Origin of the sequence: Streptomyces sp. NRRL S-1813 (assembly GCF_000719605.1) — a bacterium.
In the GTDB taxonomy this organism is placed as follows: Bacteria; Actinomycetota; Actinomycetes; order Streptomycetales; family Streptomycetaceae; genus Streptomyces; species Streptomyces decoyicus.
The window spans coordinates 54833-78480 of sequence record NZ_JOHB01000032.1 but is presented as its reverse complement, the minus strand read 5'-3'; the positions used below and the strand labels follow the sequence as shown (position 1 = coordinate 78480).

General features: G+C 71.6%; 23 protein-coding genes and 1 riboswitch. Of the genes, 12 read left to right on the top strand and 11 right to left on the bottom strand.

Features of this window, described 5'->3' with window-relative positions:
* Positions 1–37 precede the first annotated feature (37 nt).
* Positions 38–619 carry a TMEM165/GDT1 family protein gene (locus tag IF67_RS0131705; protein ID WP_030991537.1) on the bottom strand — a complete coding sequence of 194 codons (582 nt, stop codon included), beginning with the start codon at positions 617–619 and terminating at the stop codon, positions 38–40.
* A 224-nt stretch (positions 620–843) separates the two neighbouring features.
* Positions 844–1602, bottom strand: coding sequence for an ABC transporter permease (locus tag IF67_RS0131700; protein ID WP_030991535.1), 759 nt, complete (start codon positions 1600–1602; stop codon positions 844–846).
* Positions 1603–1812: 210 nt separating this feature from the next.
* Between IF67_RS0131700 and IF67_RS0131695 the strand changes: the two genes are divergently transcribed.
* From IF67_RS0131695 to IF67_RS0131660, 8 genes are all read left to right on the top strand, one after another.
* The gene (locus IF67_RS0131695; protein ID WP_030991533.1) at positions 1813–2457 is read left to right on the top strand and encodes an HNH endonuclease family protein; all 645 of its coding nucleotides are present in this window, start codon (positions 1813–1815) and stop codon (positions 2455–2457) included.
* A gap of 126 nt (positions 2458–2583) precedes the next feature.
* Positions 2584–4332: an alkaline phosphatase D family protein gene (locus IF67_RS0131690; protein ID WP_030991530.1), complete on the top strand. Its 1749-nt coding sequence runs from the start codon at positions 2584–2586 to the stop codon at positions 4330–4332.
* Between the two features lie 203 nt (positions 4333–4535).
* Positions 4536–6494 carry an FAD/NAD(P)-binding protein gene (locus IF67_RS0131685; RefSeq protein ID WP_030991528.1) on the top strand — a complete coding sequence of 653 codons (1959 nt, stop codon included), beginning with the start codon at positions 4536–4538 and terminating at the stop codon, positions 6492–6494.
* 79 nt (positions 6495–6573) lie between these two features.
* Positions 6574–7038: a DoxX family protein gene (locus tag IF67_RS0131680; RefSeq protein ID WP_030991527.1), complete on the top strand. Its 465-nt coding sequence runs from the start codon at positions 6574–6576 to the stop codon at positions 7036–7038.
* Positions 7039–7310: 272 nt separating this feature from the next.
* The gene (locus IF67_RS0131675) at positions 7311–7961 is read left to right on the top strand and encodes a DedA family protein (RefSeq protein ID WP_030991525.1); all 651 of its coding nucleotides are present in this window, start codon (positions 7311–7313) and stop codon (positions 7959–7961) included.
* A gap of 133 nt (positions 7962–8094) precedes the next feature.
* Complete coding sequence (locus IF67_RS0131670; protein ID WP_030991523.1) at positions 8095–8487, top strand: GNAT family N-acetyltransferase; 393 nt, start codon at positions 8095–8097, stop codon at positions 8485–8487.
* A gap of 262 nt (positions 8488–8749) precedes the next feature.
* Positions 8750–9946 carry a methyltransferase gene (locus tag IF67_RS0131665; RefSeq protein ID WP_030991520.1) on the top strand — a complete coding sequence of 399 codons (1197 nt, stop codon included), beginning with the start codon at positions 8750–8752 and terminating at the stop codon, positions 9944–9946.
* A 168-nt stretch (positions 9947–10114) separates the two neighbouring features.
* Positions 10115–10771 (top strand): nucleoside/nucleotide kinase family protein, encoded by a 657-nt coding sequence (locus IF67_RS0131660; protein WP_030991518.1) that lies wholly within the window; start codon positions 10115–10117, stop codon positions 10769–10771.
* Here the strand turns inward: IF67_RS0131660 and IF67_RS0131655 are convergent.
* Positions 10728–11153, bottom strand: coding sequence for a hypothetical protein (locus IF67_RS0131655; protein ID WP_030991516.1), 426 nt, complete (start codon positions 11151–11153; stop codon positions 10728–10730). The genes IF67_RS0131660 and IF67_RS0131655 overlap by 44 nt on opposite strands.
* Before the next feature lie 118 nt (positions 11154–11271).
* Between IF67_RS0131655 and IF67_RS0131650 the strand changes: the two genes are divergently transcribed.
* The 3 genes from IF67_RS0131650 to IF67_RS0131640 all read left to right on the top strand — a co-directional run bounded on the left by IF67_RS0131650 (position 11272) and on the right by IF67_RS0131640 (position 14275).
* A complete protein-coding gene (locus IF67_RS0131650) occupies positions 11272–11955 on the top strand; it encodes a MarR family winged helix-turn-helix transcriptional regulator (protein WP_078889744.1) in 684 nt (227 codons plus the stop codon).
* Positions 11952–12800, top strand: coding sequence for an alpha/beta fold hydrolase (locus IF67_RS0131645; protein ID WP_030991513.1), 849 nt, complete (start codon positions 11952–11954; stop codon positions 12798–12800). Before IF67_RS0131650 ends, IF67_RS0131645 begins: the two co-directional genes overlap by 4 nt.
* 71 nt (positions 12801–12871) lie before the next feature.
* Positions 12872–13090, top strand: a riboswitch (cobalamin riboswitch).
* Positions 13088–14275, top strand: a complete 1188-nt coding sequence (locus IF67_RS0131640) for a HoxN/HupN/NixA family nickel/cobalt transporter (protein WP_063754409.1) — start codon at positions 13088–13090, stop codon at positions 14273–14275. (Overlaps the previous riboswitch by 3 nt.)
* A 74-nt stretch (positions 14276–14349) precedes the next feature.
* Here the strand turns inward: IF67_RS0131640 and IF67_RS0131635 are convergent, their stop codons facing one another.
* From IF67_RS0131635 to IF67_RS0131605, 7 genes are all read right to left on the bottom strand, one after another.
* On the bottom strand, positions 14350–14850 hold the full coding sequence (locus IF67_RS0131635) for a VOC family protein (RefSeq protein WP_030991510.1): 501 nt from the start codon (positions 14848–14850) through the stop codon (positions 14350–14352).
* Between the two features lie 153 nt (positions 14851–15003).
* Positions 15004–15555, bottom strand: a complete 552-nt coding sequence (locus IF67_RS0131630; protein WP_030991507.1) for a DoxX family protein — start codon at positions 15553–15555, stop codon at positions 15004–15006.
* 190 nt (positions 15556–15745) lie between these two features.
* Positions 15746–16540: an enoyl-CoA hydratase/isomerase family protein gene (locus IF67_RS0131625; RefSeq protein ID WP_030991505.1), complete on the bottom strand. Its 795-nt coding sequence runs from the start codon at positions 16538–16540 to the stop codon at positions 15746–15748.
* On the bottom strand, positions 16537–17763 hold the full coding sequence (locus IF67_RS0131620) for a CaiB/BaiF CoA transferase family protein (RefSeq protein WP_030991503.1): 1227 nt from the start codon (positions 17761–17763) through the stop codon (positions 16537–16539). Before IF67_RS0131620 ends, IF67_RS0131625 begins: the two co-directional genes overlap by 4 nt.
* Positions 17764–17811: 48 nt before the next feature.
* Positions 17812–19182, bottom strand: coding sequence for a M20/M25/M40 family metallo-hydrolase (locus tag IF67_RS0131615; RefSeq protein WP_030991501.1), 1371 nt, complete (start codon positions 19180–19182; stop codon positions 17812–17814).
* Between the two features lie 195 nt (positions 19183–19377).
* Entirely contained in the window at positions 19378–20682 is a 1305-nt protein-coding gene (locus IF67_RS0131610; RefSeq protein ID WP_234341459.1) for an MFS transporter, read from the bottom strand.
* A gap of 190 nt (positions 20683–20872) precedes the next feature.
* Entirely contained in the window at positions 20873–21319 is a 447-nt protein-coding gene (locus tag IF67_RS0131605) for an ATP-binding protein (RefSeq protein ID WP_234341457.1), read from the bottom strand.
* Positions 21320–21561: 242 nt separating this feature from the next.
* On the opposite strand from IF67_RS0131605, the gene IF67_RS0131600 reads away from it, so the two are divergent.
* Positions 21562–22461 (top strand): LysR family transcriptional regulator, encoded by a 900-nt coding sequence (locus IF67_RS0131600; RefSeq protein ID WP_030991495.1) that lies wholly within the window; start codon positions 21562–21564, stop codon positions 22459–22461.
* 20 nt (positions 22462–22481) lie between these two features.
* Here the strand turns inward: IF67_RS0131600 and IF67_RS0131595 are convergent, their stop codons facing one another.
* On the bottom strand, positions 22482–23576 hold the full coding sequence (locus IF67_RS0131595; RefSeq protein ID WP_199812805.1) for a DUF1152 domain-containing protein: 1095 nt from the start codon (positions 23574–23576) through the stop codon (positions 22482–22484).
* Positions 23577–23648 lie beyond the last annotated feature (72 nt).

Sequence of the window (23648 nt, the reverse complement as noted above, 5' to 3'; positions counted from 1 at the left end):
CCGTCGCGTCCTGCGAACGACTCGGCCCGCGAACGTCTCAGCCGGCGATCGCCTCGTACAGGCTGAAGCCCGCCAGCAGCAGCATCACACCCGCCGCGATCTTCGTGATCAGCCCCAGCGGCACATACTTCATGAGCGTACGGCCGCCCAGGATGCCCAGGCCCGCCACCGCCCACAGGGCCAGGACGGCACCGACACCGACCGAGAGCGGGTCGTCGTAACGGGCCGCGAGGTTGGCGGTCATGATCTGGGTCAGATCACCGAACTCGGCGACCAGGATCATCATGAAGCCCGCCCCGGAGACCTTCCAGAAGCTCTGGTCGGCGGGCTTCTTCACCTCTTCCTCGTCATCGCCCTTCCGGAACAGCAGCACCGCGGCGCCGGCCAGGAAGAGGACGCCGACCACACCCTGTACCAGGCGGTGCGGCAGCAGCGTCAACACGCTGCCGGCGGCGATGGCGAGCGCCACATGCACGAGGAAGGCCGCGGCGACGCCGACGAAGACGTACGAAGCGCGGTAGCGGGTGCCGAGCATCAGACCCGCCAGGGCGGTCTTGTCGGGCAGCTCGGCGAGGAAGACGACGCCGAAGACGACGGCGGCGACGGTAAGGCTGAACACGGGGTGGCATACCTCGATCGGTCGGGCCGCACCAAAGGGGCCCGGGAAGGGGGTCGCTTCGGCACGGCAGCGTCAAACACTGCGGCCGAAGGTCTCGCTGGCGCGGTACGTGTCCGTACCGGGCTCCGGGCGCCGGCTCTCCACGTCGTCTCAGCGCGCGGAACGCGCTCCACCAGAGATGGTCGGGCGACGGGAGGGCAGTATGTCGACGGTCCGGCAGAGAGCTACTCCCCTTCTGCTGCCGTCAAGGGTACGCGGTGCAGCCGTCCGCGCGCGACCAGTTCCAGCACCGTCGCACAGGCCGCCGCCTGCACCGCCAGCAGGGCGACCAGCACGAACAACTGCACCGCACCTGCCTGCACGGGGGACGCGCCGCCCAGCAGCATGCCGACGAACGCACCGGGGAGTGTGACCAATCCCACGGTCCGGGTCTGGTCGAGCCCCGGCAGCAGCGCGTCCGAGGCGGCCGGGCGGGCGACCTCCATCCGCGCGTCGCGGTCCGGCAGTCCCAGCGCGAGGCCCGCCTCGAACTCGCCGCGCCGGGTCTCCAGCTCGTCCAGCGCCCGCCGTCCGCCCAGGACGGTGGCGGTCAGCGCGCCGCCAATGAGGATGCCCGCGACGGGGACGAGGGTCAGACCGCGCGGCGGCACCAGGCCGGTGAGCAGCAGCAGAACGACGACCGGCACGACCCCGGCGGCGATCGGCGCGGCGGCCCACCACCAGGTGTGGTTTTGGGTGATCCGGCGGCCGGCGGTCCGTACGGCCACCACGAACATCAGCGCGAGGAAACACAGCAGCCAGGGGAGGGCGTGCACCACCCAGCCGATGAGGTAGGAGACGGCGGCGAGTTGGGCGGCCGCGCGCAGTCCGGCGACGGCGATGGCCCGTGCGTGGCCGAGGCGCGCCACCGCGGCAAGGGCCACGGCGGCGGTCAGCAGGACGGCGAGAACGACCCCGAGGGTGGCGTTGACCGGCAGCAGCACGCGCTCACTGTAGGGCGGCGACAGGGGCGCGTGCGCGGGGGCGACTCAACCGGAGTGCCGTGATGCATTTATGGCGCCCCGTCAGCTCCCCTTGAACTGACGTGGGCATGTCGCCACTCTGTTACCTGGTGCCCATCCTGTGGAAACCCCACATCGCCACCATGGGTCGGCACCACACGGCAACTTCCCCCCCACATTCCGGGAGTTTCGATGAAAAAGGTCTACGCGCGTCGCGTTTCGCTCGCCGCCGGATCGGCCGCGGCACTGGTCTGCACGCTGGTACTCAGCGGACAGACCGCCCAGGCAGCACCGCCCAGCCCGCCGGACGCGGCCACCGCACGGACGTACCTCGCCGACATCAAGGAACAGGCCGAGGGCCCCCAGGACGGCTACAGCCGCGACAAGTTCCCGCACTGGATCGAGCAGGGCAAGAACTGCAACACCCGCGAGGTGGTGCTCAAGCGTGACGGCACGGACGTGCAGCAGGACGACAGCTGTGCGGCGAAGAGCGGCAAGTGGGTCTCGGCATACGACGACGCGACCTGGACCAACGCGGCCGACCTCGACATCGACCATGTCGTGCCGCTGTCCGAGGCCTGGAAGTCCGGCGCCGCGCAGTGGACCACCGAGCGCCGCAAGGAGCTGGCGAACGACCTCACCCACTCCCAGCTGATCGCCGTCACCGACAACCTCAACCAGGAAAAGGGCGACAAGGACCCGGCGAAGTGGCTGCCGCCGAAGACCTCGTACCACTGCGAGTACGCCCGGATGTGGGTCTGGGTGAAGCATGAGTACGGCATGACCGCGGACTCCGCCGAGAAGGCCGCACTGAAGAAGATCCTCGACGGCTGCTGAGCCGCGCTCACCGGCCCTGCGCGCCCGTCGACCGGAAACCACCGGCCGGCGGGCGCACCGCCGCCCCGGTCCCCCACCGTCCCCGTTGTGCTCCTATCCTCTGACCACGACAAGTGGGGAGGCACGATGGCCGGACTGCGCTTGGGGCCGCTGCTGCGCTACGTCGACGCGCAGAGCGCGACGGTGTGGGTGGAGACCGACGAGCCGTGCGTGGTGCAGATCCGCTGCGACGACGGGCCGGTCGGCACGGAACGCACCTGGCAGGTGGCCGGGCACCACTACGCGCTGGTCGCGGTGACCGGTCTGGCGCCCGGCAGCGAGACGCCCTACCAGGTCCTGCTCGACGCGCCGGGGGCCCCTCCCGGCAGTAGTGGGGAGAAGGTCTGGCCGCCGCGCGGCAGCCGCTTCCCCGCGAGCACGATCCGCACCCTCCCCGCCTCCGCCGACGAGCCGCTGCGTTTCGCCTTCGGTTCCTGCCGCTGGTCGGCGACGCCCTCGAACGCGGCGCACGACCCGGTCGGCCCGGACGCCCTGGACACCCTCGCCGCCACACTGGCCGCCGATTCCGGCCGGCAGCGCCCTGACGTGCTGCTCCTGCTGGGCGACCAGGTCTACGCCGACCAGACCTCCGACGCGACCGCCCAGGTGCTGGCCGCCCGCCGCGACATCGGCGAGCCGCCCGGGAAGCAGGTCGCCGACTACGAGGAGTACACCCACCTCTACGACGAGTCCTGGCTCGACCCGGAGGTCCGCTGGCTGCTGTCCACGGTCCCCAGCTGCATGATCTTCGACGATCACGATGTGATCGACGACTGGAACACCTCGGCGGCCTGGCTGGCCCGGATGCGGGCGACCCCTTGGTGGCGCGAGCGGATACTCGGCGGCCTGATGTCGTACTGGGTGTACCAGCATCTGGGCAATCTCTCGCCCGCGGAGCTGGCCGCCGACGAGCTGTACGCGCGGGTGCGGGCGGTGCCGGACGGGACGGGCCCGGTGCGGGAGTTCGCGGCCGACACGGACGCCGATCCGGCCTGCGCGCGCTGGAGCTACCGCCGCGAGTTCGGCCGGGTGCGTCTGGTCATGATCGACACCAGGGCGACCCGCGTGCTCGACGAGAGCAACCGCGCGATGCTCGACAAGACCGAGGGCGAATGGCTGCGGCAGGCCGTGCTGGAGGGGCGCGGCAGCTACGACCATCTGCTGCTCGGCAGTTCGCTGCCCTGGCTGCTGCCGCACCTCATCCATGCCGCGGAGGGCTGGAACGCCGCGCTGTGCGCCGGCGAGCGCGGCCCCCGCTGGGCCCGTCGGGGCGAGTTCCTGCGCCAGCGCGCCGACTTGGAGCACTGGGCGGCCTTCCCCGGTTCGTTCGCCGCGCTCACCGAGCTGATCGCCGAGGCCGGTTCCGGCCCGGAGGCGCCGGCGACGGTCTGTGTGCTGTCCGGCGATGTGCACCACGCCTACGTGGCGGAGCCGCACTGGCGCGGCGCAGGACCGCACCCCGCGAGCCGGGTGCTCCAGCTGACCTGCTCCCCCGTCCACAACAGCATTCCCGGCTCGCTCCAGGCCGGTTTCCGCTTCGGCTGGAGCCGGTCGGGCCGCTGGCTGGGGAAGCTGCTGGCCCGGCACGGGCGGCTGACCCGGCCGGCGGTGAAGTGGCGGCGTACGGGCGGCCCGTGGTTCGGCAACCAGCTGATGACGCTGACCCTGGCGGGCCGTACGGCCCGCCTCGCCCTGGACCAGGCTCGCCGGGAGAAGAGCGGCGGCGTCCGGCTCGTCACGGTCTGGCGGGCGGCGTTGTCCGATGCACGAGTTGCCGGGAAATCCGGTGGTACGGGCGGCCCTGCACCGGGAACCGAACGTTCCAAGTCCGGATGATGCGGGCGCTCCGGCGCCGGTGAACGGCCGGCTGGCTCCGGGCGCCGGGCAATTGCCCCGGGTATCCGGCGTTTTTTTGCCCACCCCCGGTGCCGCATCGGCGGATCGGGCGGTGATGATGGGGCGCACCTTTGCCCGTCACCCGCACTCTCGGACGGCCGCGCCCGCGCGCCGGCCGTCCACCGCCCCAGGGAGAGCCCCTCTTGGCAGCCGACCATCCCGCCGACCGCCGGACCCGGCCCGCCCTCGCCATCGTCGGCGCGGGGCCGCGCGGGACGAGCGTTCTGGAGCGGATCTGTGCCTCGGCCGCCGAACTGGCCCCGGGCGCCCGTCTCACCGTCCATGTCATCGATCCCGCGCCGCCCGGCGCCGGTCAGGTGTGGCGCACCGCCCAGCCGCCCGAGCTGCTGATGAACACCGTGGCGTCGCAGGTCACGCTGTTCACCGACGACAGCGTCGAGTGCGCAGGTCCGATACGTACCGGGCCGAGCTTGTACGCGTGGGAAGGGTGCGAGGTCGGCCCGGACGACTATCCGGGGCGCGCGCTGTACGGCCGCTATCTGGAGTGGGTCTTCCGCCACACGGTCCGTGCCGCTCCCGAGGAGGTGACGGTCGTGGCGCACCGGGCCTGTGCCGTGCGGCTGGCCGAGGGGCCCGACGGCTCGCAGTCGCTGATCCTCGACGACGGCCGGACGCTGGACGGCCTGGGGGCGGTGGTCCTCGCGCAAGGGCATCTGCCGGCCGTCGCTGACCCGGAGCAACGGCGCCTGGCCGACTACGCCGCCGGGCACGGTCTGCGCTATCTGCCGCCCGCCAACCCCGCCGATCTCTCCGCCGCCCTGGAGGCGCTGGCCCCGGGCCGCCCGGTGCTGCTGCGCGGCCTCGGCCTCAACTTCTTCGACCACATGGCGCTGCTGACGACGGCCCGCGGCGGCCGGTTCGTCCGCGGCCGCGACGGGTCGCTGAGCTATCTGCCGTCCGGACGCGAACCCCGGTTGTACGCGGGCTCCCGGCGCGGCATCCCGTACCACGCACGCGGTGACAACGCGAAGGGCGCGCACGGCCGTCATCTGCCGCTGCTGCTCACACCGGACGTGATAGCGGCCTTCCGCAAGCGCGCGGAATCCGGCGATCTGCCCGACTTCCTGACCGAGGTCTGGCCCCTGGTGGCCAAGGAGGTGGAGGCGGTCTACTACGAGGCGCTGCTGGTGCGGCGCGGTGCGGACGGTGCGTCGCGGCTCCGCTTCCGGGAGCGTTTCCTGGCCGGCGCGCACCGCGGTACCGACGAGGCCGCGGCCCTGGACGCCTGCGGGATCACGCCGGCCGAACGCTGGGACTGGGACCGGGTCGCCCGGCCGCACGTGGACCGGTCGTTCGCCGGCCGCCCGGCCTTCCGTACATGGCTGCTGGAGCATCTGCGCGAGGACGTCGCACACGCCCGGCAGGACAATGTCTCCGGACCGCTCAAGGCGGCCCTCGACGTGCTGCGCGATCTGCGCAACGAGCTGCGGCAGATCGTCGACCACGGCGGGCTGGCCGGCGTATCCCGCCGCAACCACCTGGACCGCTGGTACACCCCGCTCAACGCCTTCTTGTCCATCGGGCCGCCGCGGCGCCGGATCGAGGAGATGACCGCGCTGATCGAGGCGGGGGTGCTGGAGGTGGTCGGTCCCCGGATGACGGTCCGGCTCGGCGCCGCCGACGGCAACGGGCCCGGTTTCACGGCGCATTCACCGGACGTTCCGGGGTCGCAGGTGACGGCGACGGCACTGATCGAGGCGCGGCTGCCGGAACCGGACGTCCGGCGCACCGCGGACGCACTGCTGGCCCGGCTGCTGGCCGACGGCGGCTGCCGGCCGCACACCGCGGACGGCTACGAAACGGGCGGGATCGATGTGTCGGCGAGCCCGTACCACCTGGTCGAAGCCGACGGCGGGCTCCATCCGCGGCGGTTCGCGGTCGGGGTGCCGACGGAGGGCGTGCACTGGGTGACGGCCGCGGGGGCGCGCCCCGGGGTGGGGTCGGTCACCCTGGCCGACACGGACGCGGTGGCGCGGGCGGCGCTACGGGCCGCGGTGACGGGTGCGGGAGCGGGTGCCGGCCCGGTTCCGGACGCCGGCCCGGCCGCTTCGGGCCAAAGGTCCCATTTGGCCAGAGGTTGAACTTGCAAGTACTGATTAGGTTCCCCTAACCTTCGCCTCCATCGGTTACCTCGTCCCCAGAAACCGTAGGAGCCCCCACATGTCCGCACCTCTGACGTCCTTCACCCAGAGATCGGCCCCGCACGCGCACGCGCTCTTCCGCATCGTCGTCGGGCTGCTCTTCGCCTGCCACGGAGCGTCCTCGCTCTTCGGCGTCCTCGGCGGCGCCATGGGCCAGGGCGGCACCCTCCCGACCGGCGCCTGGCCGGGCTGGTACGCCGCGGTGATCCAGCTGGCCGGCGGCATCCTCGTGATGCTCGGCCTGGGCACCCGCCCCGCGGCGTTCATCAGCTCCGGCTCGATGGCGTACGCGTACTTCTCCGCCCACCAGGGCTCGGCGCTGTGGCCGATACAGAACGGCGGCGAGGCGTCCGCGATGTTCTGCTGGGCCTTCCTGCTGATCTTCTTCATCGGCCCCGGCTCGTGGGCTCTCGACCGGGTCTTCTTCGGCGAGCGCGAGCAGGCCCAGGCTCCCACCGCTCACCAGGAGCCTTCCGCCGCCTGACGCATCACCCCGGCGGGCCCGGCACTGCCGGCCCGCCCCCGCACGGTCCGTACGGCACCGCCGCCGTACGGGCCGTTCGGCGTCCGCGGGGCAGTCCCGGCGCGATACCGCCTCCCTCGCACCTCTTCATTTTCCCCGCATTCACTCGCCTTCCCCCGCATTCCACCCCCGGCCTCCCGCCCGCAAAGGCCAGGCGTACGCTGTATGGCTGTAGGGCCGCCCCTGCCGCACCGAGCGACGTCGCGGCGGGGATCCGTACCGGGAGTAGGACGTTGCTGGAGAGCCTGGGGTCCCTTCGCGGCACCCCGTGGGTGTATGTGATCGTCAGTCTCTCGATCGTCCTCGATGTGTTCGTCCCGATCCTGCCCAGCGGAGTCCTGGTGATCACCGCGGCCACCACGGCCGCCGGCGCCGGTACCGCGGCGGACGCGGTCGGCGGCGTCGATGCCGCCTCCGTGCACACCGGCGCCCACCTGGCCGAGATGTTCTCCCTGATGCTGTGCGCGGCCACCGCCTCGGTACTCGGCGACATGGTCGCCTACCGGCTCGCCTGGCGCGGCGGCGACCGCTTCGACCGCGCCATCGGCCGCTCCCGTCGTCTGACGGCGGCGCAGGAACGGCTGGGCGCGGCGCTGACGCGAGGCGGCGGCGGCATCGTCGTACTGGCCCGCTTCGCACCCGCCGGGCGCTCCGTGGTCAGCCTGGGCGCCGGCGTCGCGCACCGCACGGTCCGCGAGTTCCTCCCGTGGTCCGCACTGGCGGGTCTCGCCTGGGCCGCCTACAGCGTGAGCCTCGGCTACTTCGGCGGGCACTGGCTCGGCACGTCCTGGGTGGGTACCGCCCTCTCCGTCATCGCCCTCTTCGCCGCCGGGTCGGCCGCCGCCTTCCTGATGCGCCGCCCGGACCGCCGCACGGCGCACTGACGGCCGGGGACCGTCGAACCGCCCGGCGTCCGGAGGAGAGGCCATCGGCAGCCGCTGCCCCGGACAGCCGCCTCCGCGCTGCGGGGCGAAAACCCTTGGCCGGTTGTCGGACCCCGGTGCGACGATGAAGCGCATGAGCGGCACCCACGAAAGCAACGGCCCGCACACCACCGGCGACAGCGCGCCCCGCGCCCCGGTCCCCTCCACCTGGCACCCCCGCCCCGAAACCGCCGGGGACGTGCCGGCCGTCCGCCGGATCGACCTCGCCGCCTTCGAGACGGCCGGCGAGGCGGACCTCGTCGATGCCCTGCGCCGTGACCCGGCGGCCTGGCTGCCGGGCCTGTCCTACGTCGCCGAGGCACCGGACGGCACACCCGCCGCCCATGCCCTGCTGACGGGCTGTCATGTCGGCACGGTCCCGGCCGTCACACTCGCCCCGTGCGCGGCACTCCCCGCGCTGTCCCTGGACGGTGCCCTGCCCCCGCGCGGCACGGTGCGCTACGCCGCGGCGTTCGGCATCGCCTGACGCCGGCTCCGCCCTGCCCGGCTTCGGGGCCTCCAGCCCTCGGCGCTGCGCTGTGCTGGTCCGGCCTGCGCCGACCTGGCCTGGTCCGGCCCGTGCTGCCGACGGTATGGCCGGGGGCGATCCCGATCCGGAGTAAAGTCAACCGTCACACCACCCCGCCCACCGACTCCTGCGAGCGCCTCACCGCGCCCCCGGCGCCGGACCGGCGCCGCGCCGCGGCACCCCTGGGACGGGCCCGAACCCACACGCGAGGCACATTTCGGTGAACCAACCGCCGGTCGTCGAATGGACCGAGGCCGACGAGCCCCGTTCCGCCCGTTGGCGCTCCGAGAACGGCGCCCCGCCACCCCGCCGCGTCGTCATCGCGGACGACCGGACGAAGGCCGACGACGCCTACAAAATGGCCTGCGAGGGCACCGCGCTGCTGTGGCGCGGCGACTTCCACAACGCCCGCCAGTTGCTGGCGGCGCTGGCCCGCCGCATCGACCGCCGCCCGCGCAAGGCGCCGCCCGCCGATGCCACCCAGGCGTTCCATGTGCACCGCGCGGCCCAGAATCACCGCGCCCGCATCCTGGGCATGCTGCTGGTCCCGCTCGATGCGACCCTCGCCGTCCCGCTGCACCGCGCCCCCGATGTCCGCGAGGCCTGCGCCAGGGCGTACGGCCCCGGCGAGCCCGCCGCCGCGGAAGCCGCAGGCGGCACCGAGGGCCCGGACCCGACCGCCTCCCTCGTCTCGCTGCGCGAACTCCTCGCGCTCATCGGCGCCAACGAATGGCGCAAGAAGGGCGTCGAGATCCCGGCGCTCGGCGGCGACCGTATCCATCCGCATTACGGGGTCTTCTCCCCGGCCCGTGGCGAGTATGTCGACCTGGTGGCCGAGGCGCCGCTGCCCCACGACGAGCTGGCGTTCGACATCGGCACCGGCACCGGCGTACTGGCCGCGGTGCTCGCCCGGCGCGGTGTGCGCAGGGTCGTGGCCACCGACCAGGATCCGCGGGCGCTGGCCTGTGCCCGCGAGAACACCGAACGCCTGGGCGTCGCCGGTCAGGTAGAGGTGATCGAGGCCGATCTGTTCCCGGCCGGCCGTGCCCCGCTGATCGTCTGCAACCCCCCGTGGGTGCCCGCAAAACCGACCTCCCCCGTGGAGCACGCGGTGTACGACCCGGGCAACCGGATGCTGCACGGCTTCCTGCGTGGCCTCGCGGACCATCTGACCCCGGACGGCGAGGGCTGGCTGATCCTCTCCGACCTGGCCGAACACCTCGGCCTGCGCCCGCACGCCGAACTCCTCGACGCCTTCGCCAAGGCCGGCCTCACGGTCCTGGACCGGCTCGACATCACCCCACGCCATCCGCGCGCCCGCGACGCCTCCGACCCGCTGCATGTGGCCCGCGCGGCCGAAGTCACCTCGCTGTGGCGGCTGGGCCTCGCGGACCGGGGTGCGTCCGACCCCCGATAGGGCATGCTCCGCCCGGCCGGCCCCGAGGACCGTCCCCCGAGGGCGCGCCCCTCGGGGCCGCCCCTCCCGTAGTGCCGTGCCCCTGAGCATCCCGGCCTGCCACCGGCCCGCCGCCGACCGGGGGCGCGTCCGGCCGGCGCCCCACCCCTCAGGCACGATGGACGCACCATGGATTCCCGGCACCTCCTCTCCCGCGCCCGTCGGCTCGCCGCCTCCGCGACTCCCGGCCGACGCCGGCTGCTCGGCATCACCGGACCGCCCGGCGCCGGCAAGTCCACCCTCGCCGCCCACCTCGTGGCGGAGCTGGCCGGGCAGGCGGCGCTCGTGCCGATGGACGGCTTCCATCTCGCCGAGGCGGAGTTGCGCCGGCTGGGCCGTACGGACCGCAAGGGCGCGCCGGACACCTTCGACCCGGCCGGCTATGCGGCCCTGCTGGCGCGCCTGCGCTCCCCTGAGCCGGACACCGCCGTCTACGCCCCGGCCTTCGACCGCCGCATCGAGGAGCCGGTCGCCGGCAGCATTCCCGTGGCACCCCATATTCCGCTCATCGTCACCGAGGGCAACTACCTCCTCCTCGAATCCGCCCCGTGGCCGCGGGTCCGGGCGCTGCTCGACGAGGTCTGGTACGTGGAGCTGGACACGCCGGAGCGGATCCGGCGGCTGGTCGACCGGCATGAGCGCTTCGGTCGTCCGCGCGCCGACGCCGAACGTTTTGTGCACGCCTCGGACGAGGCCAACGCCCGTGTCGTGGCGGCCACTCGCGACCGCGCCGACCTCGTCATCACCTTCGCACCCGAAGAGGCCCCGCCTCCACCGACCGCATAACCCCGCTCCCCCGCCGCTGCCCTCCGGCGAGCAGCCCGGCCACCGACAGCGCGCCCCACCCCACGGACACCGCGACCGCCTTCAGCTTGCGGTCGCGGCCCGGCAGCGTCGCGCCGAGCAGTACGGCGTCCCCGAAGTCCGCCGCCATCCGCACATACGCGGCGGTGCGCAGCGCCTGGCCCTCCGGCGCCAGCGCCATCGCCAGCCCGCTCACCGCATCCCGCCAGGCCAGCGGGCGCAGCGAGGTCCGGGTCGCCGGCGCGGTCCGCCCCTCGGCGTCGACCAGCCCCGAGGGCCGCGCCAGCAGATCGGGCACCACCGCCACCGCTACTCCGTACACGGCCGTGGCCACCCCGACCGCACGCAACAGACCGACCTTCATGGGCCGTCCACCTTTCTCGTCCACCGGCCGAGCGGGCCCCGTCATGCCCGCCGCCTCATCAACTCCTTTCCGCGGCAACCCTCTTCCCAAACGACATCGCCGATGTCATCATGACATCATGAGTGTCACTGAGGGGGATGTTGAAGGGAGTATCGAAGAGGATGCCGAAGGGGACGCCGAGGGGGATGCCGTGAGTGTCGTCGCGAGCCATACCGAGCGTGCCGGCGGCGGGGATCCGACCCCCGCCGAAGACCTGCTGTACGGCGTCATCCGACGCCTGTGGCCACTGCACCGCACGGTCGTCCGCGCGGTGGAGCACGAGCTGGCGGGCACGGGCATGACGGCCGGCGAACACGCCCTGCTGGACGTGCTGCGCAGCGAAGGCCCGCAGACCGTCCCGCAGTTGGCGCGTGTCATGGGGCTCGACCGGCAGCCGGTGCAGCGCTGGGTGAATCACGCCGCCGAGCTGGGCCTGGTCGCGACGGCCCCGAACCCCGCACACCGCCGCTCCTCCCTGATCCGGCTCACCACCGAAGGCACGGCGGCGATAGGCGGCATCCAGGCGTTCGAGGCGTCGGAGCTGCGCCGGCGGCTGGCCGATCTGCCCGCCGGGGACGTCCGTACCGCACTGCATGTACTGGACCGGCTCGGCGAGGAATTCCGGCACCTGGCGAACGGCCCGCGCCGAGCACCGGAGGAAAGCGACAGTCAGGGCAGTTGCGGCAGTGGCGGCAATAGCGATGACAATGGCATCACGCCCGCTTCACCGCATCAGGTACACAAAGGACGGCCCGCAAGATGACCCGAGGAATCACCGCCTGGTCCGAGATCGACAACGGCATCGTGCCGGTCGACGACGGCGAGCTGTTCTACGAAACGGCCGGCTCGGGCCCCGCGGTGGTGCTGCTCCACGGCGGCATGCTCGACCAGCACATGTGGGACGAGCAGTTCGCCTGGCTGGTGAACTCCGGCCTGCGCGCGATCCGTTACGACTTCCGCGGCCATGGCCTGTCCTCCACCGTGGCCGGCGACTACGCCAACCACGACGACCTGTGCGCCCTGCTCGACGCGCTCGATGTCCCCGGCGCCGTCCTCGTCGGCCTCTCCCATGGTGCGCGGGTCGCGCTCGACACCGCCATGGCCCACCCGGACCGGGTGACGGCCCTCGCGCTCGCCTCCCCCGGGATCAGCGGCCGCGCCTTCACCGACCCCTTCCTCCTGGAGCACATCAAGGCGCAGGTGGCGGCGATCGGCACCCCCGACGGCGCGGAACGCTATGTCGAGCACTTCCTGCGGATGTGGGTGGACGGACCGCATCGCGAACCGTCCGCGGTGCACCCGGGATTCCGTGAGCGGATGCGTGCCTCGGCCGAGGCCAATGTGGAGGTGCATGCCGACGGGATGGGCGCCGGTATGCCCCTCGAGATCGGCGCCGCCGACCGCCTCGGCGAGATCCGGGTGCCGACGGTCGTGTTCGACGGTGACCTCGACAGCAGCGACATCTCCGCCAATGCCCATGCGATAGCGCTGACCGTCCCCGGCGCCCGAAGAGTCCGGATACCGGGCGCGGCCCACATGGTCAATCTGGAGAACACCGCGCTCTTCGACCACGAACTCCATGCCTTCCTCTCGGCCCTGGAGTACTGACGCCCCGCGACCACCGATCGCCCACCGACCACGGCCCGGCCCCCGCGAACCTCGCTCCTCCCGAGCGGCGGTTAGAGTGACCGGGCCGTGGTGTTCGGGAAGACCGGTGACGGACCGTGTGGTCCCAGTCCGGAGCGGCCCTCGCCACTGTGATCGGGGATCTTCACCCCTTCCACAGGCGCACGGCGCGCCGGTGGCGCCACTGACCGCAGCCCGCGGCCGGGAAGGCGGGGGCGGACGCGTACACCCTCCCCCAAGCCAGGAGACCGGCCACGGCATCTCACGAACTGATCCACGAGGTGCTGGAGCGTGACCGCCGGATGGCCCTGTCCACCGATACCCGCAACACCCCTGCTTCCGCCGCTTTCCGCTGGCGCCGGCAGGACACCGTCCGCACCGCGGGCCTGATGGCCGTCATAGCCGGTCTGCACGTCGTCGCCTTCGGCGTGCTCTTCCTGCTCGTGGTGCCCCATCACTACGCCGTGGGCAGCCAGGTCTTCGGTGTGGGGCTCGGCATCACCGCCTACACCCTCGGCATGCGGCACGCCTTCGACGCCGACCACATCGCCGCGATCGACAACACCACCCGCAAGCTGATGGCTGACGGAAAGCGGCCGGTGTCGGTCGGCTTCTGGTTCGCCCTCGGCCACTCCAGTGTCGTCGTCGCGATGGCGGCTCTGGTGGCGGGCGGCGCCCAGCTCGCGGGCACGCTGCTCAACGACGAATCCCGTACGCACCAGATCCTGGGCACGATCGGCACCACGATCTCGGGGACGTTCCTCTACCTCATCGCCGCCCTGAACCTCATCGCACTGGCCGGGATCTGGCGGGTCTTCCGCGGTATGCACAACGGCCACTACGACGAGGCCGAACTGGAACAGCGCCTCGACGCACGCGGCTTCATGAACCGCTTCCTGGGCCGGTTCACCCGCTCGATCTCCCGTCCCGGCCAGATGTTCCCGCTCGGCTTCCTCTTCGGGCTCGGCTTCGACACCGCGACCGAGGTGACCCTGATGGTGATGGCGGGCAGCGGCGCCGCGGCCGGCCTGCCCTGGTACGCGGTGCTGTGCCTGCCGCTGCTCTTCGCCGCCGGGATGAGCCTGTTCGACACCCTCGACGGCACCTTCATGAACTTCGCCTACCAGTGGGCGTTCTCCAACCCGGTGCGCAAGGTCTACTACAACCTCACCATCACCGGCCTGTCGATCGCCGTCGCCTTCTTCATCGGCACGATCGAGCTGGTGACCGTGCTGCACGACAAGCTCGCCCTCAACGACCCGCTCACCGGCTGGATTTCCGGCCTCGACCTCGACAATGTCGGCTTCCTCATCGTCGGCCTCTTCGTGGTGGTGTGGGCAGCGGCGCTGGCGTACTGGCGACTGGCCGGCGTCGAGAAGCGCTGGGCGGCGCGAACGAAGCCGACGACGCAGGCGGGACAGGCAGAGCAGGCGGAGCAGGCCGCGCTGGGCGCCTGAGGCACCTCAGCCCCAGCAGCCCCGTACGCAGCCGCCGCCCGTGCCCGTATCGCCGCGTGGGCGCGGCTGCCCGGTCAGGTGGCCGAACCGGCCGCCGCGCCCGTCATCAGATCCGGCCCCCAGCGCTCCAGCGCCGCCGCCAGGTCGAGGGGCAGCAGCCGGTCCGGCTGGTCCGGGCCCGGCCAGTCCTCCCGCGGGACCCGCCACATCACCTCGAACTCGTTGCCGTCCGGGTCCTTGGCGTACAGCGACTTGGCGACGAGGTGATCACTCGACCCCACCAGCGCACCCCGCTCGACGAGCCGCGCATGTGCCGCGACGAGTTCGCCGAGCGTGCCGATCTCCCAGGCCAGGTGGTAGAGCCCGACCCGGCCGGCCTCGGGCCCCGGTGCGTCCGGTCCCACCGCGAACAGTGCCAGGTCATGGTCGTTGAGCGAGCCGGGGGCGCGGAGGAACGCGGCCCGTCCCGGAATCTCGGTCCCCACCGTGAGCCCGAGGGTGTCGGTGTAGAAAGCGACCGACCGCGCCACATCGCGGACGTAGAGCACCGCGTGGTTAAGACGTCGTACGGACATGAAGCCTGCTCTCCGTTTCTGCCGCAGCAGTACGACCAGGGGCCGCTGCGCCCTCCCCACTCTGATCTACCCCGCCCGCCCCGTCCCTGCCCGGAATCCCCGGGCCGGTATCCGGAGGGTCTCCGGCCCTTGGACCGAGGTCCGGGGGATGGTTCACTTCCGGACCAGCAGCACCACGCCTGCCAGCACCACGCCCAGCACCAGTGCGGCCACGCCGTAGCCCGCCCGGTGCGCGCGCAGGCCCGGCAGGACGCGGTCGACGGCGTAGCGGCCGGGCCCGGTCAGCGCCAGCGCCGCCGCACCGGCGGTCAGCAGCAGCTCGTACTCCACGCCCTTGGGCGCGAAGAAGCCCCCGCCCCACTTCACGGCGAGGGCATTGATCATCGTGCCGACGACCGCTGCCGCGGCGAGCGGCGTGAGCAGCCCGGCCACGAGCCCCAGCCCGCCGAGCGTCTCGCTCAGCCCGGCGACGACGGCCATCGTCCTGCCCGCCGGATAGCCGCTCATCGTGAAGAACTGCGCGGTCCCGTCCAGCCCCGGACCTCCGAACCAGCCGAACAGCTTCTGGGCGCCGTGGGCGGCCATGGTCAGTCCGAGCGCGATCCGCAGCAGGAACAGCCCGGTGTCGTAGCCGTGCGGCGAGGGGGCATGGCGCGTCGAGGTGCCGATACGGGCGGACTGGAGAGTGCCGAGGGGGGATGTCATGGGGAGCGCTCTTTCGCATGTCGGGGACGGGTCCGCGAGGCGCCGCGGAGAATTACTTGAAACTTCAAGTCACGTCCCGACGATACACAGCGGCCCCACCACGAACAACAGCGCGTAGGGCCGGTCCCGAGAACACCCCCCGCCCGCCCCACGCCCTGCCGTGATCCCCGCCTGCCCGGCCCGGCACCGGTCAGGGTGCGGCGGGCGGGACCGCTGCGACTGCCGACCGCTGCCCGAGGAACGCGGCGATCGCCCGGTCGAAGTCGGACCGTGCCACCGCCGGCCGCGGATTGGCGGCGGCCGCCTCCCGTTGCGGCGCCAGCGCCGCGGCCACCGCCAGCTTGGCGGCCCGGATCGCCGCGGGTGGCTGCTCGGCGACAGCGGCGGCGAGGCCGGAGGTGCGGGCGGCGAGATGCTCCTCGGGCACGCTGTCGTCCGCGAGCCCGAGGCCCACCGCGGTACGGGCGTCGACCAGCCGGCCGGTGTAGAGCAACTCCCGCGCCGCGGCAGGTCCGGCCAGCGCGACCATGCGTGCCGCAAAGGCCGGACTGGCGAGGATGCCGAGCCGGGCGATCGGCATCCCGATGCGTGCACTGTCCGCCATGAACCGCAGATCGCAGGCGAGAGCGAGTTGGCAGCCCGCCCCGGCGGCGACACCGCGGATCTCGGCGATCACCGGAACGGGACAGTCCTCGATCGCGGTGAACGCCGCTTCCATGCGGGCGAAGGACTCCTCGACGTATCCGGAATCCGCATCCACCCAGTCGGTCATGTTCGAGCCGGCGCAGAACGTGTCGCCGTGCCCACGGATCACCAGCACCCGCAGCGACGGGTCATCCCCCAACTCTCCGACCTGGCGGGCCAGTTGCGCCCAGGCCCGGCCGGGAAGGGCGTTACGCCGGCTGCCGTCACCGATACGGATCTCCGCGACCCCGCCGGACCACGACGTGGCGATGACGGTTTCGGGAGCGGGCCGGGAGGTCACTTCGCGGCCTTTCGCGCGCGGAGAGCGGCCAACTGCCGTGGGCCGACACCGAGGCCGGTCAGGACCTGCGCGGTGTGCTCCCCGTGCCGGGGCGGCGGGGTGCGCACGGCCGCCGGACTGCCGGACAGCTTGATGGGCGAGGCGACGGTGCGCAGGGTGCCGGCGTCGGCGTGCTCGATTTCGGCGACCATCTCGCGCGCGAGGACCTGCGGGTGCCGCAGGGCCTGGTCGACGGTGTTGATCGGTCCGACCGGTATCTCCGCCTCGGTGAGCAGCTCGGCCCACTCCTGCGCACCGCGTGCGCTCAGCGCCCGTTCGATGAGCGGGAGCAGTTCTTCGCGATGGCGGACCCGGTCGGGGTTGGTCGCGAACCGTGGATCGTCGGCCAGCGCGGCGAGTCCGATCGCGGTGGCGAAGCGGCGCCACAGACCGTCGTTTCCTGCGGCGACCATGAGGTGACCGTCGGCGGTGGGGAACGCCTGGTAGGGCACGATCGTCGGATGCGCCGAGCCATAGCGCTGCGGGACGTTGCCGGAGGCGAAGTACCCGGCGGCGACATAGCTCAGCCAGGCCACCTGCCCGTCCAGCAGCGAGACATCGACCCACTCGCCGCTGCCGGTGTGCTCGCGGTTGCGCAGGGCCGCGAGGATGCCGATGGCGGCCCACATCCCGGCGGCGAGATCGGCCGGGGACACCCCGAACCGCACGGGCGGGCCCGTGGGCTCCCCGGTCACGCTCATGACGCCGCTGACCGCCTGCGCGATCGCGTCGTAGCCCGGCTCGCTCCGGTACGGCCCGGTCTGCCCGTAACCGCTGATGGACGCGTACACGACGGCGGGATTGCGGACGCGGACGTCCTCGTAGCCGAGGCCGAGGCGGGCCGCGGTGCCGGGCCGGAAGTTCTCCACGATCACATCGGCGGTGCCGGCCAGCTCCTGTATCAGGCGCAGGCAGTCGGGGTCCTTGAGGTCGACGGCGATGCCGCGCTTGTTGCGGTTGACGCTGTGGAAGTACGCCGCGTCCTCGCCCTGGAAGGGGGGACCCCAGGCGCGGGTGTCGTCGCCGGAGACGGTGTCCTCGACCTTGATCACGTCGGCGCCCAGATCGGCCAGCATCATGGTGCAGAACGGCCCGGACAGGATGCGGGAGAGATCGAGGATCTTCAGACCGGTCAGTACGCCGTCGTGGACGAGCCAGGGCGGGGGGTGGGGTGTGGTGCGCATTGCGGTGTCACGCCTCTGTTCCTGTGGTGTCGCCGGGGGTCCGGAAGGTCAGTCGCCCAGTTCGAGCAGCAGCTCCATGCAGATGGCGGTGGCGTCGAGGAAGTAGTCGACGCGCAGGTTCTCGTTGGGCGCGTGGTTGGCCTGGTCGGCGTTGGCCAGCGGCAGACCGATGCTCGGCACGCCGAGGATTCCGGTGAAGATCCAGTCGGGAAGGGTGCCGCCGTACGCGGGGATCAGCAGCGGGTCGCGCCCGCTGACCCGGGAGATGGCACGCGCCACCCTGGGCGTGTACGGATTGTCGATCGGGGTCCGGGAGGCCGGTACGCCGCCTTTCTTGGTGACCGTCACCTCGGGGGCGTGGGTACGCAGGTGTGCGGCCACGCGCTCGAAGACGGTCTGCGGATCCTGGCCCGCCGTCAGCCGGATGTCGACGCCCGCCTCGGCGGTGTCGGGGATGATGGTCCGGTCCACGTCACCCGTGGTGATCCCGTTGATCGTCAGCGTGGGGCGGTCGGCCAGCCGCTCGTAGAAGGACAGCCCGTTGAAGGCGGGGTCCATCTCGGTCAGCCCGATGTCCCCGAGGACCTGCGGCAGATCGAGCGGAAGCGCGGTGAACGCGGCACGGTCGGTGTCGGACAGCGGTTCGCGCCCGTCCTCGAACCCCTCGACGAGGACCCGGCCGCCGGCGTCCTTCAGGCTGGCCAGCGCCTGGACCAGCTGCCATGCCGGATTGGGCGCGACATTGCCGAAGTTGCCGGAGTGCAGGGGGCGGCCGGCACCCCTCGCCCGGAGCCGGAGACGGAGCATGCCGCGCACCCCGTGCGAGACGCACCACTCACCGGACTCGTGCACCGACCGGTCGCTCCAGACGACGAGATCGCAGTCGAACCGCTCGGGGTGCGCGCGCAGGATGCCCGCCAGTGAGGGGCTGCCGATCTCCTCCTCACCGTCGAGCACCACCGTGACCGAGCAGGGCACTGCGCCGGCATGCTCGTCGAACAGGCGCAGCGCCTGGAGGTGCGCGTAATGCTGCCCCTTGTTGTCACCGGTGCCGCGCCCCCAGATCCGCCCGTCACGTACGACCGGGGCGAAGGGTTCGGAATCCCACAGCTCGCGTGGGCCGGTCGGCTGGACGTCGTAGTGGCCGTAGATCAGCACATGCGGCGCTCCGGCCGGCCCGGCGCGATGGCCGACGACCAGCGGCCGGCCGTCGCCGACGAGCACGGTCGGGGTCAGCCCGGCCCGCTTGACCTCTTCGAGCGCGCGGTCGGTCGCGGCGGGAAACCCTTCGCCGGTCGCGCTCACCGCGGGCTGGCTGACGTAGTCCATCAGTCCGGCGATCAGCTCGTCCTGGCACGCGTCCACAAGGGAGCGCGGTCTGCCGGGGAGTTGGGCGCGGATCGGGGAAGCATCCGTCATGGTGGGCCTCTTCCTTCATGGGGTCGTCGGGCGTGGGACGGCGTCGGGCTCGGGGCCGTCAGGGGTGGGTTTCGTCGGGCACCGGGTGCGGGTCCGCGTGCTTCGCCCGTGACGGGGCGCGGGGTCCGGCTGTCTCGTCGGGCACGGGGTCCGGCTGCCTCGTCGGGCACGGGGCCGCGGCACCCGGCTGCCGGGTCAGCGCAGGGCGAGGAAGCGCCGGCTCGCCAGCAGGGAGGCGATGCTCAGGGCGCCGGCCACCATGATGTAGAAGCTCGGCGAGAGATGACTGCCGGTCGCGCCGATCATCCAGGTGATGATCACGGGAGCGAAGCCGCCGAAGGACATCACGCCGAGGTTGTAGCTCAGGGACAGACCGGTGCTGCGGGTCGCGGTCGGGAAGGCCTCGGACATCAACGCGGGCAGCGCACCGAAGTAGCAGGCCTTCAACACGCCGAGGATGAACATCACCACGCCCATGACCAGCAGCGACGGGCTCCCCGACAGCAGCAGGAACAGGGGGTAGATGCTGAGCACCATCGCGATCCCGGCAATGAGCATGATCTTGACACGGCCGACCCGGTCCGAGAGGTGACCGACCAGGGGCGTCACGGTCGTCAGTGCCACGCCGGACACCGCCGCCCCGATGAAGCCTGCGGACGGCGGCAGACCGAGGACCTCGTGTGCGTAGGTCGGCATATAGACGATCACGTAGGTCACGGCGGTGGACATCACCAGTGCGCCGACCATGAGGAGCACCCGCAGCTTCTGATCCCGGAGCACTTGCCGGACCGGCGTCGTCGCGACTTCTCCCGCCTCGGCGGCATCGACGAATTCAGGAGTCTCCGGGACCTGGCGGCGAATCACATACCCGACCGGGCCGATCAGCAGGCCGATGAGGAAGGGAATGCGCCAGCCCCAGGAATCCAGCTGCGCTCCGGTCAGTGTCAGGCTCAGTACGGTTCCGAAGGTCGCGGCCAGCAGAGTCGCCAGGCCCTGAGAGGCAAACTGCCAGCTCGCCATGAAACCACGCCGCTCCGGCGCCTGTTCGGCCAGGAAGGCTGTCGCACTGCCGAATTCGCCGCCCGCCGAGAATCCCTGCAACAGGCGGGCCACCAGAATCAGGATCGGTGCGGCCATGCCGATGGATTCGTAGGTGGGCATCAAGGCGATCAGCAAGGTGCCGATCATCATGAGCCGAATCGTGAGCAGCAGCGAGGCCTTACGTCCGGTGCGGTCCGCATAAGTCCCCAGGACGAGTGCGCCCACGGGCCTGACCAGATACGACACCCCGAACGTGCCGAAGGCGAGCATCAGGGAAACGGCCGGGTCGCCGGCCGGGAAGAACGCTCTGGAGATCGACGCCGCGAAGAATCCGTACGAGGTCAGGTCGTACCATTCGAGCGTGTTTCCGGCCGTGGCCGCGAGTACGGCACGCCTCGCCCGATTCTTGCCCCGGGGCTTTTCGGCAATCATCTGACCTGTCTCTCTAGCGGTCGTCATGAGTGTTACTCCCTCGAATCGAGCAGGGCGAACTGTCGCGCAGGGTGGTACCGCCGATGGGTGAGTCCGAAGCGGAAGACGGGGACTCGTGAACTCGTTGAGCGATGACGCTAGAGGCGTCGGAGTGTTCACACAATCGCAACTTCTAGAACACCTGATTGCCCAGATGGCAACGCGGCGGCGAACGCTCTCACGCCGCCGGAAGATCCGCCCATCGAGTGATCCGGCCGCGGTGGGCACGGATGCCGTGCCGGACGGACAGGGCCATGACGATGCCGCTCCCCCGCCCGTGCTCCTCCGGCTGCTCGCCGTCGGCCGGTCGCCGGGCACCCGCCGCGGGACCCGCGTCTGTGACCTCGATACGCAGCGCACAGGGCCCTTCGGCACCCGTCCGCGACAGTTGCAGCACAGCCGGGGGAAGGGCATGGCTGACCGCATTGGTGACCAGTTCCGAGATCACCAAAACCGCGTCCTCAATGGTGGCGGGAGGCAGATTCCAGCCGGTCAGGACCGTCTGCGCGCGGCGGCGCACGAACCCGACAGCCTCCGGGATATGCGGCAGCGGACAGAGGAAATCCGCGTCCCGGTACGGCATCGCGTGCGAGCCGGTGAATTCGCTGGGGGCTGTCGCATTCATCGTTATCCCCTGACTCGGCTGCCTGCGGGGGAGGATGCACACCTGGGTAACTGAGGGGCCCTGGGCCGACCACTGATCGACGAAGCCGCCGCAAGGAGGGGCGCCCGTTTCGTCGGGTGGTCCGCCCGGCCGGTGAGCCCGCAGGGCATAGGACGACGGTAGGCACGGCCCGACCATTCGCACAATCGCAATTTATAGAACAAACCGTTGCCTGAAATGCAATAGCTCCATAAGCTGGCGTCATGCTGAACAGTCCGGCTCTTGAGTACTTCCTCGAGGTGGTCCGCACCGGCTCGGTCAACGAGGCGTCCAGACGGCTGCTGGTCGCCGGCTCGGCCATCAGCCGGCAGATCGGCAAACTCGAGCAGGAAATCGGCGTCCCGCTCTTCGAGCGCCGGCCACGCGGAATGGTGCCCAGTGAGGCAGGTGCCCTCCTTGCCGCTTATGCGCGCCGCGCCGCACTGGAAACCGACCAGGTGCTCGCGGATATCCGCGGTCGCGGCCGGGTGGGAAGCGTCGTCCGTGTGGCGAGTTCACAGGGAGCCGCGCAGGAATTCCTCCCGCACGTCATGGCCGACTTCCGCAGGAAAAATCCGGGCACCACTTTCCAACTGCCCGTGGTGGCGCCCTCGTTGGCCACCCAAATGGTCCAGGACGGCTCGGTCGACCTGGCCGTCACCTTCAGCCTCGCCCCGGCACCCGACGTCCGTGTCGTACACGCCCAGCGGGCCCCGATCCAGGCCATGGTCAGATCCGATCACCCACTGGCCCAGCGCGACGAGATCCGCCTCCACGACCTCCTCCCCTACCCGGTCGCACTCACCGAAGTGGGCACCACGAACCGACGCCTCTTCGACCTCTGCTGCTCCATCGAGGGCATCACCTTCGAACCCCTGCTGGTCAGCTCGAGTTCCACCGCCCTGGCGACCTTCGTCAAGGAGACGAACGCCGTCTCGCTGACCGGCCACATCAGCGTGCATGAACGCCTGCGCATCGAAGGCCTCAAGGCCATCCCCCTCCTCAACCCGGAAATGCACCTGCGCACCATCCAGATCCAGGCCATGGCGGGCCGCCAACTCCCGGCGGTGGTCAGCGCGTTCGCCGACCTCCTGATCCGGCAGCTCGCGGAAACCGAGGTGTAGGAGGCTGCGCTTCCGGTGCCTCAGGCTCCGGACGGGATGTGCCAGAGCGGGGCCCGATACTGCTCGGGACGGGTGCTGAGCAGGAGGGACCTGAGGTTCTGGCGCTGGTTGCCGCTGAGCCCGAACGCCTCGGTGAGCCGGCGGAACGTGGTGTGCGTGATTCCACGGCCCCGCGCCTCGGCCTCGAACGCGTCGAGCCGGCGGCCTACGGCTTCCGGATCGAGCTGCTGGGCGGGCCGGCTGCCGATCCGGCCCGCCTTTTCGCGCTCGTAGTCGATTTCGGAGAAGCCGCAGATCTCGCGGCTCCGCTGCTCGACCTCGTGCAGGTTCTCCGTGGCGAGGATGGCACCGGCGAGCTGGTTGCGGTCGAGGGCCGCGTCGAGGCCGGCCTCGTACACGGTGGGGCCCTCGTCGGTGAGCGGGACCGGGAGCCCGGCGTCTCTCACTTCGCACATACCGCGGGCGCCCCGTGCCGTGGCGGCCAGCATGGCCGTGGCCTCGGAAGGGTGCCACTCCAGTACCGGGCCGACCGGCTGGACGTGCTCGGCGGTGAAGGTCAGGGCCACGGGGCCCAGGCGGTCGCGCAGGACGTCGGCGGGGAGCTCACCGTCCAGGCCGGGGCCGGCGACCAGAAGCCGTACCGGAAAGTTGAGTTCACAGCACGCAGCAAGGGTGAGCGCATCGGCAAGAGGGCTGCGGAGGGTGGGCTCGTCGCCGTGCGCGAGGATGTCGCCGCCCACGTCCAGGAGGTCCACGGTGTCCGGCTCCAGGTGCTGTACGAGCTCTTCGAGTTGGCGAATGACGCCCTCGGCGCCATGGTGCGGGTCGATGAGCGCGAAGGTCTGCGGGAGCTCCGCGGCCAGCCGGGGAAGGGTGGAGCCCGCGGGAGCGATCGGGGCGGCGTCGGCGGGAACGGCCCGGACGCTTCGGGTGAGGGGGCGAAGACCGGTGAAGTTGGCCGGACCTCTGGGGCCCGGCACGGGGTCGGCCAAGAGGCGGTCCCATGCGTAGGTGAACACCACCGCCGGAGTCTCACCCCCGTAGAGGGCCGCATCCAGCATCGCGGCGGCGACGGCGTCACCGCCTCCTCCTGCTGCCACGATCAAGCGCGCCACGTGCGTCAGCGTACGGGCTGCCGTGCTGGCCACTCACTCTATAGTGGCCAGTGGCCATAGCCACTTACTTCA

Coding starts and splice junctions, on each gene's coding strand:
- IF67_RS0131620 (WP_030991503.1), bottom strand. CDS start 17,763: ATGCGCACCACACCCCACCCCCCGCCCTGGCTCGTCCACGACGGCGTA.
- IF67_RS0131610 (WP_234341459.1), bottom strand. CDS start 20,682: ATGACGACCGCTAGAGAGACAGGTCAGATGATTGCCGAAAAGCCCCGG.
- IF67_RS0131635 (WP_030991510.1), bottom strand. CDS start 14,850: ATGTCCGTACGACGTCTTAACCACGCGGTGCTCTACGTCCGCGATGTG.
- IF67_RS0131630 (WP_030991507.1), bottom strand. CDS start 15,555: ATGACATCCCCCCTCGGCACTCTCCAGTCCGCCCGTATCGGCACCTCG.
- IF67_RS0131645 (WP_030991513.1), top strand. CDS start 11,952: ATGACCCGAGGAATCACCGCCTGGTCCGAGATCGACAACGGCATCGTG.
- IF67_RS0131690 (WP_030991530.1), top strand. CDS start 2,584: ATGGCCGGACTGCGCTTGGGGCCGCTGCTGCGCTACGTCGACGCGCAG.
- IF67_RS0131680 (WP_030991527.1), top strand. CDS start 6,574: ATGTCCGCACCTCTGACGTCCTTCACCCAGAGATCGGCCCCGCACGCG.
- IF67_RS0131615 (WP_030991501.1), bottom strand. CDS start 19,182: ATGACGGATGCTTCCCCGATCCGCGCCCAACTCCCCGGCAGACCGCGC.
- IF67_RS0131655 (WP_030991516.1), bottom strand. CDS start 11,153: ATGAAGGTCGGTCTGTTGCGTGCGGTCGGGGTGGCCACGGCCGTGTAC.
- IF67_RS0131695 (WP_030991533.1), top strand. CDS start 1,813: ATGAAAAAGGTCTACGCGCGTCGCGTTTCGCTCGCCGCCGGATCGGCC.
- IF67_RS0131660 (WP_030991518.1), top strand. CDS start 10,115: ATGGATTCCCGGCACCTCCTCTCCCGCGCCCGTCGGCTCGCCGCCTCC.
- IF67_RS0131600 (WP_030991495.1), top strand. CDS start 21,562: ATGCTGAACAGTCCGGCTCTTGAGTACTTCCTCGAGGTGGTCCGCACC.
- IF67_RS0131650 (WP_078889744.1), top strand. CDS start 11,272: ATGAGTGTCACTGAGGGGGATGTTGAAGGGAGTATCGAAGAGGATGCC.
- IF67_RS0131670 (WP_030991523.1), top strand. CDS start 8,095: ATGAGCGGCACCCACGAAAGCAACGGCCCGCACACCACCGGCGACAGC.
- IF67_RS0131605 (WP_234341457.1), bottom strand. CDS start 21,319: ATGAATGCGACAGCCCCCAGCGAATTCACCGGCTCGCACGCGATGCCG.